Genomic DNA, 14,762 nt, shown 5'->3' with positions numbered 1-14,762 from the left:
CTATATGACATCCTGCAGAAGGCCCGCAAAGAGGGGCTGATGGCCATTGAGAAGGATGTGGAAGCGCCCCACGAATCCGAGATCTTCAAGAAATACCCCACGGTGGGCAGCGACCACCATGTGATCGAATTCACCACCGATTACCTGCGGATGATGGTGTCGGGCAACCTCAATTCCCACGAGATCGAGGCGCTGATGGACAGCGAAATCGATACCCACCACCAGGAGGCCCATGCTCCCGTGGCTGCGCTGGCCCGGTTGGCAGGCGCCCTGCCCGCCTTCGGGATCGTGGCCGCCGTGCTGGGCGTGGTGAACACCATGGGCTCGGTGGGGCAGCCGCCCTCTGTACTGGGTGGGATGATCGGCTCGGCGCTGGTGGGGACGTTCCTGGGCATTTTGCTGGCCTACGGCGTGGTCGAGCCCCTGGGTGGACTCGTCGAGCAAAAGACCGAGGACGCCGCCAAGGAACTGCAGTGCATCAAGTCCACCCTGCTCGCCAGCATGCAGGGCTACAACCCGGCCACCGCCATTGAGTTYGGCCGCAAGGTGCTGTTCTCCAACGTACGCCCCAGCTTCTCGGAGCTGGAAGGACACGTGAAGGGCAAGAAGTAGCAGCTGCCGCGAATGCCGTAGCCGCGCCGTAACGCCCCACCACCACCATGGCAGAAAAGAAGCTCCAGCCCATCATCATCAAGCGCGTCAAGAAAGGCGGCCACGCGGTGCATGGTGGCGCCTGGAAGATCGCTTATGCCGACTTTGTGACGGCGATGATGGCGTTCTTCTTGCTGATGTGGCTTTTGGGCTCCACGGCCAAAGGTGAGCTGCAGGGCATCGCGGCATATTTCGCTTCGCCGCTCAAAGTGGCGATGACCGGTGGCGACGGTGCAGGCAACAGCTCCAGCGTCATCCCCGGTGGCGGCAACGATCTGGCCAAGGTGCATGGTCAGGTGCGCCGCTCCGATGTGGAAGAAGCCAAGCAGCGCCGCATGAGCATCGATGCCGCGCGGGCAGAACGCGCCAAGCAGGACCAGGAGCGCATCAAGGCCCTGGAGGCCAAGATCGATGCGCTGATCACCGAGAACCCGCGCCTGAATGAGTACAAGTCGCAGATCCGCATCGACATCACGCCCGACGGGCTGCAGATCCAGATCATCGACGACCAGAACCGCCCCATGTTCGACAGCGGTAGCGCGTTGGTAAAACCCTACATGCGCGACATCCTGCGCGAAATTGGCGCAGCCCTCGGTGGCGTCGAAAACCGCATCAGCCTTGCAGGCCACACCGACGCCGTACCTTATGGCAACAGCGAAAAGGGTTACAGCAACTGGGAGCTATCGGCAGATCGCGCCAACGCCTCGCGGCGGGAACTGGTCTCTGCTGGCATGCCAGACGCTAAACTGGGCCGCGTGGTGGGCTTGGCCGCCAGTGATCTGCTGGACCCCAAGAACCCACGCTCCCCCTCCAACCGGCGCATCACCATCACGGTGTTGACCCGGGAGGCCGAAGAACGGCTCATGGGCAAAGGGATTCCTGAAATCACGTCCACAGAACTGTTGACGGAAAAGCGGGAAAATCCCCCCCCAAGCAGGTAACAGTTACGACTTGTCACCAAACCTGCCACCCATGACAATGCTTACAGTAAATCTCGACTGAAAGGGTCCCAAGTGACCACAGCCCTTCGTTTTTTGATCGTTGACGACTTCTCCACCATGCGACGCATCGTTCGCAACCTGCTCAAGGAGAGCGGGTTTGCAGACGCCGACGAGGCCGAGGATGGTGTCGCCGCACTCAACAAGCTGCGCAACAGCAAGTTTGACTTTGTGGTGACCGACATCAACATGCCCAACATGAACGGCTTCCAGCTGCTGGCCGAGATCAAGAAGGACGACAAGCTCAAACACCTGCCCGTCCTGATGGTGACCGCCGAAGCCCGCAAGGAAGACATCGTTGCCGCCGCCCAGGGAGGCGCTGCGGGTTACATCGTCAAACCCTTCACCAAGGCAACTCTGGAAGAGAAAGTGACCTTGATTCTGAAGAAGATGGGGTTATGACACCATGGACGACACACCGGACAACAGCCAGCCTGCCGATGTTCATCACAAGATTGGCCTGCTGACACGTCAGCTTCACGATTCGCTCAACGAGCTGGGTTATGCCGACAAGCTGCGCGGCTCCATGGGCGAGCTGCCCGACGCGCAGAGCCGACTTTCCTATATCGCCCGCCTGACGGGAGAAGCGGCCGAGAAGGTGCTCAACCGCGTCGAACAGGCCAAGGCCCAGCACGACTACATTGCGGCGGAAACGCGCCGGGTCGTCAACTCGCTGGTGGCGGACCCGGTGGCGGCTGTGGCCAAGGGCGAGATCTTCAACTTTCTGACCGACGTGGAGCGCGTGACCAAGGAAGCCGACACGCACCTCACCGAAATCATGATGGCGCAGGATTTTCACGACCTCACCGGCCAGGTGATTGCGCGCGTGGTGAACCTGGCAGCCACCATTGAAGAGCAGCTGGTGCAACTGCTCATCCAGACGGCTCCGCCCAGCGCCCAGGTGCCCGCCGAGCCCGCCCGCGCAGCGCATCTTCAGGGCCCGGTGGTGGACCCGGAGAACACCCCCGACGTGGTCACCGACCAGTCCCAGGTGGACGACCTGCTGGCCAGTCTGGGCTTCTGACGCTCCGTTTTCAGTCCAGCAGCCCCAGGGCGCCAGTGCAATATGCCTTAATTGCTATCATTTTTGAAAAGAATGACAGCAATCCACGGCGCGGGTCAGACACGGACCCGCCGCTAGACACACCCCAGGCACCACCGAAAAGAGGGGGCTGCAGCCCCCTTATCAGCCTTTAGATTTCCAGGTCGCTCACGACAATGGCATGACACCAGCCGTCATGCCACCATGGAATCCAGCCAAGAAAAAAGCCTCCCCGCGTCAGAACGCAAGCTGCAAAAAGCGCGCGAAGACGGCCAAGGGGCACGCTCGCGCGACTTGTCGCACCTGGCCATCCTGGGCGCGGGCGCCGCATGCATGCTGCTGCTGGCCCCACAGCTGATGGACCGCATGCAGTGGGCCATGAGCCAGCAGCTGGCGTTCAATGCGGCCACGGTGATGGCGCCAGGCACCATGCTCTCGCGGCTGCAGGACATGGTCATCGTGGGCTTGGTGGCCAGCACGGTGTTTGCCACCCTCACCAGCGCTGCGGGGCTGATCAGCGCCATCGGGGCGGGCGGCTGGATTCTCAGTGCCAAGCCCATCACACCGCAGTTCAACCGACTCAACCCGATCTCCGGACTGGCCAACCTGTTTTCCAAGCAGCAGATGGCCAACGTGGCCAAGATGGTGCTGATGACCGCCATCCTGACCTACGTGGCCTGGAAGTTCCTGGGCAACAGCCTCGAAACGGTCGCCATGCYGGTGCTGCAACCCTCGCCGCTGGCCATTCGCCAGATTGCAGACTGGCTGACCTCGGGCATGAGCCTGTTGCTGCTGGTCGTGTTTCTGGCTGCCTTGGTGGATGTGCCTTTGCAGGCGTTCTTCTTCAAGGAACGACTGAAGATGTCGCACGAGGAAGTCAAGCAGGAGCACAAGGAGTCTGACGGCAACCCCCACACCAAGGGCCGCATCCGCCAGAAGCAGCGCGAGATCGCCGACCGGGCCAGCGTAGGTGCCGTCCCCAAGGCCGACTTTGTGGTGATGAACCCCACCCACTACGCCGTGGCCCTCAAATACGACGAGAAGACCATGAGTGCGCCCCAGGTCATCTCGCGCGGCACCGACCTCATCGCCATGAAGATCCGCGACGTGGCCAAGGAGCACAACGTGCCCGTGCTGCAGTCGCCGATGCTGGCCCGTGCGCTGTATGCCCATGCCGAGCTGGACCAAGCCATCCCCGCGACGCTCTACACCGCCGTTGCCCAGGTGCTGGCCTATGTGTACCGCCTCAAGGCGGCCCTGCGTGGCGAAGGCCGCATGCCCGACAGCCTGGTGGAGCCTTTCGTGCCGCCTGAACTCGATCCGCTGAACCGCACCACGGTGCAAGGTGCTGCCGTATGAACACCTCCGTAAAGTCTTTGCAGCAATGGGCGGGCACCAATGCCAGCGCCCTGCAGGGCCTGTCGGCACCACTGCTGGTGGTGGCGATTCTGGCTCTGATGGTGCTTCCCATCCCCCCGTGGCTGCTGGATGCATTTTTCACGCTCAACATCGCCGTCGCGCTGATGGTGATGATGGTGGCGGCGTACATGCTGCGTCCGCTGGACTTCGCGGCATTCCCTTCGGTGCTGCTGCTGACCACACTGATGCGCCTGTCGCTGAACGTGGCCTCTACGCGCGTGGTGCTGCTCGAAGGCCACCAGGGCCCTGGCGCAGCGGGTGCAGTGATCGAGGCCTTCGGCCACTTCCTGATCGGCGGCAACTTCGCCGTCGGCCTGATCGTTTTTGCGATCCTCGTGGTGATCAACTTCGTGGTGATYACCAAGGGCGCSGRGCGCATYGCCGAAGTGTCGGCGCGCTTCAYSCTSGACGCSATGCCSGGCAAGCAGATGGCGRTSGACGCCGACCTGAACGCCGGCCTGATCGACGAAAAAGAAGCCAAGCGTCGCCGTGCCGAAGTGGCGGAAGAAGCCAACTTCTTCGGCTCCATGGACGGCGCGTCCAAGTTCGTGCGCGGGGACGCCGTGGCGGGCATCCTGATCCTGCTCATCAACATCATTGGCGGCTTCGCCATTGGTGTGTTGCAACACGACCTGTCGGCCAAGCAGGCCGCAGACAGCTACATCCTGCTGGCCATTGGCGATGCGCTGGTGGCACAGATTCCCGGCCTGCTGATTTCGGTGGCAGCCGCCATGGTGATCTCGCGCGTGGGCAAGGACCACGACATGGGCCGCCAGATCGTTCAGCAGCTGTTCATGTCGCCCCGCGTGCTGGGCGTGACGGCAGGCATCCTGATCCTGCTGGGTTTGATCCCCGGCATGCCGCATGTGGTGTTCCTGACCATGGGCAGCCTGCTGGGCTACGGCGCCTGGGTGATGTATGAGCGCCAGAAGGTTCCCCCGGTGGTCGAAGCCCCACCGCCGCCCGCCACCGATGGCGAAGCCACCTGGGACGACTTGCAGCCCGTGGACCTGCTGGGCCTGGAACTGGGATACCGCCTCATCAGCCTGGTGGACAAGAGCCGCCAGGGCGACCTGCTCACCCGCATCAAGGGCGTGCGCCGCAAGTTTGCACAGGAAGTCGGCTTCCTGCCCCCTGCCGTGCACGTACGTGACAACCTCGAACTCAAGCCCAGCGGCTACCGCATCACGCTGCGCGGCGTGGTGGTGGGCGAGGGCGAAGCCTTCCCTGGCATGTTCCTGGCCATCAACCCCGGCGGCATCACCACGCCGCTGATCGGCACGGCCACCACCGACCCTGCCTTTGGCTTGCCAGCACACTGGATCGACGATCGGCAAAAGGAAGCCGCACAAATGGCCGGTTTTACCGTCGTTGATTCCGAAACCGTGATGGCCACCCATTTGTCACACTTGATGCAAGTGCAAGCCGCCAAGCTCCTCAGTCGCACGGAAACGCAGCAACTGGTGGAACACGTGGCCAAGCTGGCCCCCAAGCTCATCGAAGAAGTGGTTCCGAAAATGGTCTCCATCGCAACGTTCCAGAAAGTCCTCCAGCTGCTGCTGGAAGAGTCTGTGCACATCCGCGATATCCGCACCATCATCGAAACGCTGGCCGAGCATGCTGGCGGCGTCTCGGACCCCGTCGAGCTGGCCCGCCGCGTGCGCATTGCGCTCTCGCCCGCCATCGTCCAGCAGATCTACGGCCCCACCCGCGAGCTCAACGTCATTGCCATCGAGCCCGGCCTGGAGCGCCTGCTGGTGCAAGCCCTGGGCAACACGGCAGGCCCCGCGCTCGACCCCGGCGTGGCCGACATCCTCACACAAAAGGCCGCCGAAGTGGCTCTCAAGCAGGAAGAGATGGGCCTGCCCGCCTGCCTGCTGGTTCCCGACCAGATCCGCAATGCCATCTCCCGCCTGGTGCGCCGCGTAGCGCCCCGCCTGCAGGTGCTGGCACACAGTGAAATTCCAGAGACCCACACCATCCGTATTGGGCCGATCCTTAAAGGTGCATCAGCATGAACATCAAACGCTTTACCGCCCCCACCTCCCGGGAGGCTCTGGCCAAGGCGCGCATGGCCTTTGGCGACGGCACGCTGATTCTGTCCAACCGCCCCACGGCCAACGGCGTGGAAGTGGTGGCCACGGCCGAGGACACGCTGTCGGCTCTGGACGGTGGTGCGCCCACCGCTTCGTCCAATCCGCCCCTGCTGGCGCCCAGCACTGCGCGCAGCACCCCACAGCGCGCCAGCCAATTGGCAGTAGCGTCGGGCCTGGGACGCAACCCGGTCGAGGAAGACACCGAACAGCTGGCCATGAGCACGCTGTCGTTCCAGGACTATGTGCGCGAACGCATGCTGCGCCGCCGCCACGAGGCACTGAATGGTCCCTCGGAACCCCAGACACTGTCTGAACGCAGCCGCGACCAGGAACCGGAACGTGAACGCATGCCCGCGCCCTCGGTGGCGCGCCACAACCCGCTGCGCACCATCCCGATGGACATGCCGCCCGAGCCACCGCGCCGTCGACAGGAAGCTCCCAGCGCCCACCTGATCCAGTCGAACAACCAGCAGAGCGTAATGAACGAGCTGCACGCGATGAAAGAGCTGATCGAAGACCGCTTCAACACGCTGGCCTGGCTGGGGCAGGCGCGCCAGAACCCGATCCAATCCAACCTGATGCTGAAGATGATCCGTGCTGGATACTCCCCGTCGCTGGCCCGCGCCGTGCTCGAACGCATGCCCGAAGACCTGTCGGCGGGCGAATCGGTGCGCTGGCTGATGGAGGTGCTGGAACGCAACCTCAAGACCGACCAGACCGATCCCCCCCTTTATGAACAGGGCGGCATCTTCGCCATGGTGGGCTCTACGGGTGTGGGCAAGACCACCACCACCGCCAAGCTGGCTGCCATGTGCGCCCGCATCCACGGCCCCGGCAGTGTGGGGCTGATCACACTTGACACCTACCGTGTGGGCGCGCACGAACAACTGCGCACTTACGGGCGCATGCTGGGCATCGTGGCCCACCTGGCACACGACCGCGCCGCGCTGCAAGACCTGCTGGGTCTGCTCAGCGGCAAGAAAATGGTGTTGATCGACACCACCGGCGTGGCCCCCCGCGACCCCCGCAAGCGCGACATGCTGGATGTGCTGGACCTGCCCCATGTGAACCGCCTGCTGGTGCTCAACGCCGGCTGCCATGGCGACACGCTGGATGACGTACTGACCGCCTTCAAGACCGACGGCTCGCAGCAGGCCATCCTGTCCAAGGTGGACGAAGCCGTGAAGCTGGGCCCCGCGATCGACGCACTGATCCGCCACCAGATGGTGCTGCGCGGCGTGACCAACGGCCAGCGCGTGCCCGAGGACTGGGAGCGTGCCAACGCCCACCAGCTCATCAGCGCCTCCATGCGGTCGCCGGCGAAGTCGGCTTTCGACCCCAAGGCCACGGACCTGAACTTCTTCTTCTCGCACTCTCCTGACACCGTGACGGAGGGGGGGCTGGTCGATGCTTGATCTGGGTTTTCACCAGGCGGCCAGCCTGCACAGCCTCACCCCGCAGGCAGAGCTGCGGCTGCTGGCAGTCGCCAGCCAGGGCAACACGGCGAGCGGCCTGGAAACGCTATGGCAGATCTGCGCCAGCCTGCAGCGGCTGGGCTATCCGGTGGTGGTACTCGACGGCACGGCGCAGGAGTCCGACGACAGCCCCGGGCTGCTGCACCTGCTGCAACATGCAACGTGGAATGACGGCGCCAGCCTGAACCTGGGCGCCACCGCATCCTCCCTCGCCGTGATTCCAGCGGCCAAGGGGCTGCAGCACCTGAGCCGCAAGGCCAGCGGCAGCACACGCTCGCCCATGGAGAGCTTGCTGCCCTGCTTCAGGACTTACGGCCTCATGGTGATTCACGCACCAGCCTCCACCCTGGGGCCCCTGCTCACCCACACGGCCACGGTGCCGCTGGTGGTCATGGGCAGTGGCGCAGCGGGCGTGATGACCAGCTACAAGAGCCTCAAGCAGATTGCGCTACACACTGGCTTGCCCTGCATGGTGGCCGCTTTGCTGCACGGCAACACCGCCGCCGAACGCCGCAAGGCCCAGTCCCAGCTGATGACCTTGCAGGCATGTGCCGAGCGCCATCTGGGCGGCCCGATACGAACCACCACCATTGCCACTCAGAACCCCCAGGAGCTTCAGCGCCTGGCCTTGCAACTGCTGGAAAATGCGGGCACTATGAACGGAGCGCTGGCTGCGCTGACACCCAGCAACTTGACAGGCATGCCTGCGCATTTTGTCCGGAGCCACTGACCAGAGCCTGTGATGCACCTCTACGTACGTACGTTGACCCGAAACGCCCCCCTCGGTCTGGCAAGTTGCTGGCCCCGGGCGGCGGAAAAAGATCGGGTGATGGCACCCCCAAGCGGCTCCAGAACAAGATCGCATACCCGCCCTACCAGTGCATAACACCCTCTCTATGTACACCGCCAAAGGCCAGCTTGATCGCGATGCCATGATCCGCCAGCATGTACCGCTGGTCCGGAGGATTGCGCACCACATGATCGCCAAGCTGCCTCCCAATGTCGAGCTGGATGACTTGATCCAGGTCGGCATGATGGGGCTGGCCGAAGCCCTGTCGCGCTACGAAGTGGCACAGGGCGTGCAGTTTGAAACCTTTGCCACCCAGCGCATCCGGGGCGCCATGCTCGACGAGCTGCGCGAGGGCGACTGGATGAGCCGTAGCTCGCGCAAGAGCCAGAAAGACATTGAACACGCTGTGCACCGGCTGGAGCAAAAGCTGGGACGCAGCCCGCTGGAGTCCGAAATAGCCAGCGAAATGGGCATGAGCCTGGCGGACTACCAGAACCTTCTGGGCAAGGTCCGGGGTACCCAGCTGGTGTACCTCGAAGACATGACGCATGGCAACGATGACGAGGATGGGTTTCTGGACCGCCACGTTGCCGACAGTGCAGCCGACCCGGTGGAGCTGCTGCGTGATCAACGGCTCAAGACGTCACTGGTCAACGCCATCAAAACCCTGCCGGAGCGCGAGCAGCACATCATGGGCATGTACTACGAACATGACATGAACCTCAAGGAAATTGCCGCCGTGCTGGGCGTCACCGAGTCGCGCGTGTGCCAGCTGCACAGCCAGTCCATTGCCCGGCTGCGGGCCAAGATGCGCGCGCACTGAGCGCCCCCACCGGCGGACACCAGGCGCCGCGCAGGTCGTTGCGCAGGGCCATAGGGTTACGGGCCGCCGCTTTTCGCGACCGGGCCCACAACCCCTTCAGAACAATGGATGCCGCTCAGCCTGCAGAGCGGTAGATGCGCGCCACACCCGGCGCGGCTCCGCGCGCCCCCAGGCCATCGCCATAGGTAGCCGCAGCATTGGGGGGCAACAGGCCGGCGGCTTGGCGGTCCGTGCTGGCAGCAAGCCGGGCCAGGCTTTCACGGTGCAGGATCAGCATGCTGCGGATCGCATCCGCGCGCTTTTGCAGCGACGCTGGCAAGGGCAAACCCCGCGCGGCCGCCTGCTCCAGCGCATGCGAGAAATCGGCCGCTGCATCACGCAAGGCCGTACTATTTTTTTCCAGGGAGGTGGGGTCAGCCGCGAGAAGTGCGGCGGAGACTTGTTCGATCAGCTGCTCAACAGCCGAGAGAGATTCTTCCAGAGACATGGCGCATTGTGCGATGGATTGCGCCCGGTAGCAAAACGCCGGTCAACCCCGCGAGCGGGACAGGATCTCCTGGGCGTTGGACAACAGCTTGTCGGCAATGGCTTCGGCGTCGACCGAGAATTCGCCCTTTTCGATGGCAGCGCGCACTGCCTTGACCTTGCCTGCGTCAAAATCTGCCGTGCTGCGGGTGGCAGGGCTGAGCGCCCGGGCCGCGGTGGACACAGTGACAGGCACACCGGCGGATGACGCTATCAGTGCGTCCTTGGTGGCTCCTTCAGCAGCGCTGGCTGGGGCCTTGGCTTGCTTGGCAAGCCCCGTCGGCGGCAACCCGCCCGGCAGTTCCGGTGTTTGACCTATCTTCATCGCTCTCTCCACCACCCCGTTGGATGTGGGGCATCAGTAGCAATGTTTTCGACCCATTTAGCCCGGACTTTAGCCATTTATTACCGGGGCGTCATCACAGAGTGACGTCCACTGTCCCAGAATCATTCACAGTTCCACTGACGATGCGGCCATTCTCCATGCGCACGCGCACAGTCTGCCCTGCAGAGCCTGCGGTCAACGCCTGGCCCGCAGAGCTGACCGCATAGCCTGGCCCCTGGGCCACCACTTTCACCTGGGCACCGGCCTTGAACAGCAAGGGGGCACGCACCATGGCCTGGCGCACCGCCTGCCCCGCCACCAGTTGGCGGGCCGCGGTCTGCCCTACCCACAGGTCGGGATTGGCCATGACGGGAGAGGAATCGGCCGCCCAGTCCACTTCGGCCTCTGTGGCGTCATTGGCCGTCAACACGGCACCGGGCGCCACATTGTTCGTCAACACCCAGGCCGGGCCAAACGCCTTGATGGTGACGGGCAAAAACACGTTCCATGCGGTGGCGCCCTCCACGCAGCGCAGCCCCAGACGGGTCCGGCCCCACAGGCGGGCACCTACGGGCAGATAGGGTTCAACGCGCGCACAGGGCGCCAGCCGCAGGCGCGAATCCAGTGAGCCAACACTCACTTCCATACGCAGTGGCAGCGCGGAGGACGGGTTGCGGGCCAACGCATCGTCCAGCCAGCGCTGGGTAAGCGGCCCCAGGTCCGCCGCGGGGTCTGCCGCCGACTGGGCGTGCGCAACACCATGGGGGCCCAGCGCAGCCACAGCCAATACACCCACCAGACAGAACTTACGCAGCAAGGCGCCGGCACACACAGCGTGCGACTGCCGGGTGGCGCCGCACAGCGCGGCGTCGGTGTTGGCGTCAGAGAAAAGGAAGTGGGCGGTCATAGGGGCCTCCAGGGCATCGGCTGGCCAGGCTGCCCGCGCACGGGGTGCTACGGAAGGCAGGGGCCATTTCACCCCTGGAACTATAGGCAGATGACCCGGACGCAAAACCCGGAACTGCGCATCCATTTGCCACTTCTTCGCGCTTTAGAAAAAGGGCGCGGTTTCCATAATCGAGCCACGCCAAAAGCCCTCCGGGGATGGCGACTTTGCAACCGACGGTGTGAGGCACACATGCTTGACAAGATGACCAACCAGCTGAATTTTCACGGCAACGCCCTGGTGCTGCGTGGGGAACGTCAGCGCGCCATCGCCAGCAACATTGCCAACGCCGACACCCCTGGCTATGTGGCACGCGACTTCAAGTTCGGCGACGCGCTGCGCGAGGCCACAGGCATGACTTCTTCCGCCACAGGCACTGCCGGCGCAGCGGTCACGCGGCTGGCAACCGGAGGCTCGTACGGAACTGCGGGCACGACCGATCCGCACCATATTCCGCTGCCCACCGTGAATTCCAGCACCAGCATCGACCGGCAAGGCGCCCTTGGATATGCGGTGCAAACCCAACCGAGCCTGGACAACAACTCGGTGGACCTGGACCGCGAGCGTGCCAACTTCGTGGACAACGCCGTGCGCTATGAAGCCACGCTGCGGTTCATCAACGGCAACGCCAAGACCATGCTCAGCGCCATCCAGGGCCAATAACCAGCCAGCCCCGCAGCGCAGAAAGCGAGCCACCCCATGTCCATGTTTTCGATTTTCAACGTATCGGGCAGCGCCATCAGTGCGCAGTCGCAGCGGCTCAACGTGGTGGCTAGCAACCTGGCCAATGTGGACGCCGTGGCAGGCCCCGATGGTCAGGCCTACAAGGCACGCCAGGTGGTGTTCCAGACAGCGCCCATGGGGGCCGACAGCTCTGCAGGCGTCAAGGTCAGCGGTGTCAGCGAAAGCAATGTGCCGGGCCGCCGCGTGCACGATCCCAGCCACCCGTCGGCCGACGAGCAGGGGTATGTGACGCACTCCAACGTCAACGCGGTTGAGGAGATGGTCAACATGATCTCTGCCTCGCGCTCGTACCAGAACAACGTCGAGGTCATGAACACGGCCAAGTCGCTGCTCCTCAAAACCCTGCAGATGGGCCAGTAAGGCAAGAGCCTGCCCCAAGAAGGACACCACCATGATTCTCAGTGCCACCAACGCCCCCACGGTGACGGACTCGTCCAGCACCAAGGCCAACGCGTCCACCGACCCGGCTGCCGCGCAAGACCGCTTTTTGAAACTGCTGGTTGCGCAGCTGAACAACCAGGACCCGATGAACCCCCTGGACAACGCCCAGATGACTTCGCAGATCGCGCAGATCAACACGGTGACCGGCATCCAGCAACTGAACCAGACCATGCAGAGCATGGCTTCGCAGTTCAACTCGCTGCAGGTCATGCAGGGCACAGCCCTGGTGGGCCGCAATGTGCTGACCGAGGGCTCCAGCCTGGCGGTGGCGGACAAGACCGGCAAGGGCGGCTTCGAGCTGGGCTCGGCCGCCACCAACGTGAAGATCGAGGTCACGACCGCAGGCGGGCAGGTGGTGGACACCATCGACCTGGGTGCCAAGGCGGCGGGCCGCCACACCTTCGACTGGGACGCCAGCCAGTACACCGGCTCCACCGAAGGGCTGCAGTTCCGCGTGACGGCCGTCAATGGCTCCACCAAGCTGGACTCCACCGCACTGAACCTTGCCAAGGTGACGGCCGCAGGCGCCGAGGACGGACAGCTGGTGCTGAGCCTGTCCAACGGCAAAACCATCAACTACAGCCAGATCAAGGCCTTGGTGTAACACCAGCCTGCTTCGTATCGCGTCAACAGGAGAACACCATGAGTTTTCAGCAAGGCCTGTCCGGCTTGAACGCCGCCAGCAAGAACCTCGATGTCATCGGGCACAACATTGCCAACTCCAACACCGTCGGGTTCAAGGCCTCGCGGGCCGAGTTTGCCGAGATGGTGGCATCTGCCATCGGCTCGGCAGGGGGCTCCAATGCAGGCATCGGCRTGGAAGTGGGCGCCGTGGCGCAGCAATTCACCCAGGGCAACCTGACCATCACCGGCAACAGCCTGGACGTGGCCATCAATGGCAATGGGTTCTTCACCCTCACGCTGCCCGATGGCACCGCCGCCTACACCCGCTCCGGCAACTTCAAGCTGGACAAGGAAGGCAACATGATCACCAACGACAACGCGTCGGTGATGGGCTACCCGGTGGACCCGGTGACGGGTCTGCGCACCGGCACCGACCCCATCCCCATGGTGTTCCCGACCGCCGAGCCAATTCCCGCCAAGCAGACCACCAAGATCACGGCAGCCTTCAACCTGGACGCCCGCGCCACCGACGCGGCGGGCAACCCCGCAGCCACGCCCCCAATCCCGGCCACGCCGCGCGCCACCTATGGCACGTCGATCAACGTGTTCGACAGCCAGGGCGTGGCCAAACCGGTGAGCCTGTACTTTCAGAAAACCGCCACCGCCAACACCTGGGACGTATACGACGCCCTGGACGACCCCACCGCTGTGCCGCCCGTGGTGGCCACGCCCATCGGCCAGATCACGTTCGACAACAACGGCGCCATCACCGGCCCGGTGGCCACGCCACCCGCCACGGGCTTTTCGCTGCCGCTCACCATCAACCCCACGCCGCCCAACCCCAATAACCTGCCCACCTATACCGTGGACGTGAGCCTGGACAAGGTGACGCAGTTCGGCAAGAAGTTTGCGGTGTCCAACCTGAGCCAGGACGGCTACACCTCGGGCGAGCTGACCGGCATCAACATCGAGAACAACGGGATGATCATGACCCGTTACTCAAACGGCGTGACGCGTGCCGAGGGCCAGCTGGCGCTGTCGAGCTTCCGCAATACGCAGGGCCTGGCCTCGGTCGGCAGCAACAACTGGGTGGCCACGTTYGAGTCGGGCCAGCCCGTCGTCGGCACCGCCACGGATGGCAGCTTTGGCTCGCTGCGCTCGGGCGCCCTGGAAGACTCCAACGTGGACCTCACGGCCGAGCTGGTGAACATGATGACCGCCCAGCGCGCCTACCAGGCCAACGCACAGACCATCAAGACGCAAGATCAGGTGATGTCCACCCTGGTGAACCTGCGCTGACCGGCTGAACCCCTACTGAACCCGCCCAGGACCCCGGAGAGCCCCCATGGACCGCATCATCTACACCTCGATGACAGGCGCCAACGCCGCCGCCCACCGGCAGGCGGTGCTGTCCAACAACCTCGCCAACGTGTCCACCGGCGGGTTCCGCGCCGAGATGTCCACCTTCCGCTCGGTGCCGCTGCAAGGCGACGGCGCAAAGACGCGCGTGTTTGCGCTGGAGGCCACCTCCGGCTACGTCAACACCCCCGGCCCTGTGCAACGCACAGGCCGCAACCTCGACGCCATGGCGGCCGGCAATGCCTGGTTTGCGGTGCAGGGTCTGGATGGCACCGAGGCCTACACCCGTGCGGGCAGCTTTGAGGTGTCGGCCACGGGCCAGCTGCTCACCCCCACCGGGCTGCCCGTGTTGTCCGATGGCGGAGCGCCCATCGACGTACCGCCCGGTGCCGATGTGTCGCTCGGGTCGGACGGTACCGTGACCTCCAAGATCCCGGGCCAGCCCGCCCAGGCCATTGGCCGCCTCAAGCTGGGCACACCCACGCCGGAAGACCCGCTCAAGCG

General features: G+C 64.1%; 17 protein-coding genes. 14 read left to right on the top strand and 3 right to left on the bottom strand.

All coding sequences use genetic code 11. From position 1 onward, the window contains the following. From AC04MI_RS18065 to AC04MI_RS18025, 9 genes are all read left to right on the top strand, one after another. A partial coding sequence (locus AC04MI_RS18065) for a MotA/TolQ/ExbB proton channel family protein (protein WP_476498327.1) occupies positions 1-612 on the top strand: 612 nt, incomplete at its 5' end. Positions 613-659: 47 nt separating this feature from the next. Next, positions 660-1,592, top strand: a complete 933-nt coding sequence (motB, locus tag AC04MI_RS18060) for a flagellar motor protein MotB (RefSeq protein ID WP_056065694.1) — start codon at positions 660-662, stop codon at positions 1,590-1,592. A gap of 72 nt (positions 1,593-1,664) precedes the next feature. Further along, complete coding sequence (gene cheY / locus AC04MI_RS18055) at positions 1,665-2,051, top strand: chemotaxis response regulator CheY (protein ID WP_010466076.1); 387 nt, start codon at positions 1,665-1,667, stop codon at positions 2,049-2,051. A 4-nt stretch (positions 2,052-2,055) separates the two neighbouring features. Further along, positions 2,056-2,673: a protein phosphatase CheZ gene (locus AC04MI_RS18050; RefSeq protein WP_056065691.1), complete on the top strand. Its 618-nt coding sequence runs from the start codon at positions 2,056-2,058 to the stop codon at positions 2,671-2,673. 222 nt (positions 2,674-2,895) lie between these two features. After that, positions 2,896-4,050 carry an EscU/YscU/HrcU family type III secretion system export apparatus switch protein gene (locus AC04MI_RS18045; protein WP_476498326.1) on the top strand — a complete coding sequence of 385 codons (1,155 nt, stop codon included), beginning with the start codon at positions 2,896-2,898 and terminating at the stop codon, positions 4,048-4,050. Further along, entirely contained in the window at positions 4,047-6,128 is a 2,082-nt protein-coding gene (flhA, locus tag AC04MI_RS18040; RefSeq protein WP_476498324.1) for a flagellar biosynthesis protein FlhA, read from the top strand. The genes AC04MI_RS18045 and flhA overlap by 4 nt, the downstream gene beginning before the upstream one ends. Further along, positions 6,125-7,621 carry a flagellar biosynthesis protein FlhF gene (gene flhF, locus AC04MI_RS18035; RefSeq protein ID WP_436076973.1) on the top strand — a complete coding sequence of 499 codons (1,497 nt, stop codon included), beginning with the start codon at positions 6,125-6,127 and terminating at the stop codon, positions 7,619-7,621. Before flhA ends, flhF begins: the two co-directional genes overlap by 4 nt. Further along, a complete protein-coding gene (locus AC04MI_RS18030; RefSeq protein WP_056065678.1) occupies positions 7,614-8,411 on the top strand; it encodes a hypothetical protein in 798 nt (265 codons plus the stop codon). Before flhF ends, AC04MI_RS18030 begins: the two co-directional genes overlap by 8 nt. 166 nt (positions 8,412-8,577) lie before the next feature. Continuing rightward, positions 8,578-9,294, top strand: a complete 717-nt coding sequence (locus AC04MI_RS18025; RefSeq protein WP_056065675.1) for an RNA polymerase sigma factor FliA — start codon at positions 8,578-8,580, stop codon at positions 9,292-9,294. A 115-nt stretch (positions 9,295-9,409) separates the two neighbouring features. Here the strand turns inward: AC04MI_RS18025 and AC04MI_RS18020 are convergent, their stop codons facing one another. From AC04MI_RS18020 to flgA, 3 genes are all read right to left on the bottom strand, one after another. Beyond that, positions 9,410-9,781, bottom strand: coding sequence for a hypothetical protein (locus AC04MI_RS18020; RefSeq protein ID WP_436076972.1), 372 nt, complete (start codon positions 9,779-9,781; stop codon positions 9,410-9,412). 42 nt (positions 9,782-9,823) lie between these two features. Beyond that, on the bottom strand, positions 9,824-10,144 hold the full coding sequence (gene flgM / locus AC04MI_RS18015) for a flagellar biosynthesis anti-sigma factor FlgM (protein WP_436076971.1): 321 nt from the start codon (positions 10,142-10,144) through the stop codon (positions 9,824-9,826). Positions 10,145-10,238: 94 nt separating this feature from the next. Beyond that, positions 10,239-11,051: a flagellar basal body P-ring formation chaperone FlgA gene (gene flgA, locus AC04MI_RS18010; RefSeq protein WP_436076970.1), complete on the bottom strand. Its 813-nt coding sequence runs from the start codon at positions 11,049-11,051 to the stop codon at positions 10,239-10,241. 231 nt (positions 11,052-11,282) lie between these two features. On the opposite strand from flgA, the gene AC04MI_RS18005 reads away from it, so the two are divergent. From AC04MI_RS18005 to AC04MI_RS17985, 5 genes are all read left to right on the top strand, one after another. Beyond that, positions 11,283-11,753: a flagellar basal body rod protein FlgB gene (locus AC04MI_RS18005; protein WP_056065666.1), complete on the top strand. Its 471-nt coding sequence runs from the start codon at positions 11,283-11,285 to the stop codon at positions 11,751-11,753. A 36-nt stretch (positions 11,754-11,789) separates the two neighbouring features. Continuing rightward, positions 11,790-12,194 (top strand): flagellar basal body rod protein FlgC, encoded by a 405-nt coding sequence (flgC, locus tag AC04MI_RS18000; protein WP_056065662.1) that lies wholly within the window; start codon positions 11,790-11,792, stop codon positions 12,192-12,194. 31 nt (positions 12,195-12,225) lie between these two features. Then, the gene (locus tag AC04MI_RS17995; RefSeq protein ID WP_395456491.1) at positions 12,226-12,879 is read left to right on the top strand and encodes a flagellar hook assembly protein FlgD; all 654 of its coding nucleotides are present in this window, start codon (positions 12,226-12,228) and stop codon (positions 12,877-12,879) included. Positions 12,880-12,917: 38 nt separating this feature from the next. Continuing rightward, positions 12,918-14,198: a flagellar hook protein FlgE gene (flgE, locus tag AC04MI_RS17990; RefSeq protein WP_476498323.1), complete on the top strand. Its 1,281-nt coding sequence runs from the start codon at positions 12,918-12,920 to the stop codon at positions 14,196-14,198. 46 nt (positions 14,199-14,244) lie between these two features. Further along, a partial coding sequence (locus tag AC04MI_RS17985) for a flagellar basal body rod protein FlgF (protein WP_476498322.1) occupies positions 14,245-14,762 on the top strand: 518 nt, incomplete at its 3' end.

It is taken from the genome of Acidovorax sp. LjRoot204 (assembly GCF_056175785.1).
This window is presented reverse-complemented; position numbering and strand designations above follow the sequence as displayed.

Coding starts and splice junctions, on each gene's coding strand:
- motB (WP_056065694.1), top strand. CDS start 660: ATGGCAGAAAAGAAGCTCCAGCCCATCATCATCAAGCGCGTCAAGAAA.
- AC04MI_RS18050 (WP_056065691.1), top strand. CDS start 2,056: ATGGACGACACACCGGACAACAGCCAGCCTGCCGATGTTCATCACAAG.
- flhF (WP_436076973.1), top strand. CDS start 6,125: ATGAACATCAAACGCTTTACCGCCCCCACCTCCCGGGAGGCTCTGGCC.
- AC04MI_RS18030 (WP_056065678.1), top strand. CDS start 7,614: ATGCTTGATCTGGGTTTTCACCAGGCGGCCAGCCTGCACAGCCTCACC.
- AC04MI_RS18025 (WP_056065675.1), top strand. CDS start 8,578: ATGTACACCGCCAAAGGCCAGCTTGATCGCGATGCCATGATCCGCCAG.
- AC04MI_RS18020 (WP_436076972.1), bottom strand. CDS start 9,781: ATGTCTCTGGAAGAATCTCTCTCGGCTGTTGAGCAGCTGATCGAACAA.
- flgM (WP_436076971.1), bottom strand. CDS start 10,144: ATGAAGATAGGTCAAACACCGGAACTGCCGGGCGGGTTGCCGCCGACG.
- flgA (WP_436076970.1), bottom strand. CDS start 11,051: ATGACCGCCCACTTCCTTTTCTCTGACGCCAACACCGACGCCGCGCTG.
- AC04MI_RS18005 (WP_056065666.1), top strand. CDS start 11,283: ATGCTTGACAAGATGACCAACCAGCTGAATTTTCACGGCAACGCCCTG.
- flgC (WP_056065662.1), top strand. CDS start 11,790: ATGTCCATGTTTTCGATTTTCAACGTATCGGGCAGCGCCATCAGTGCG.
- AC04MI_RS17995 (WP_395456491.1), top strand. CDS start 12,226: ATGATTCTCAGTGCCACCAACGCCCCCACGGTGACGGACTCGTCCAGC.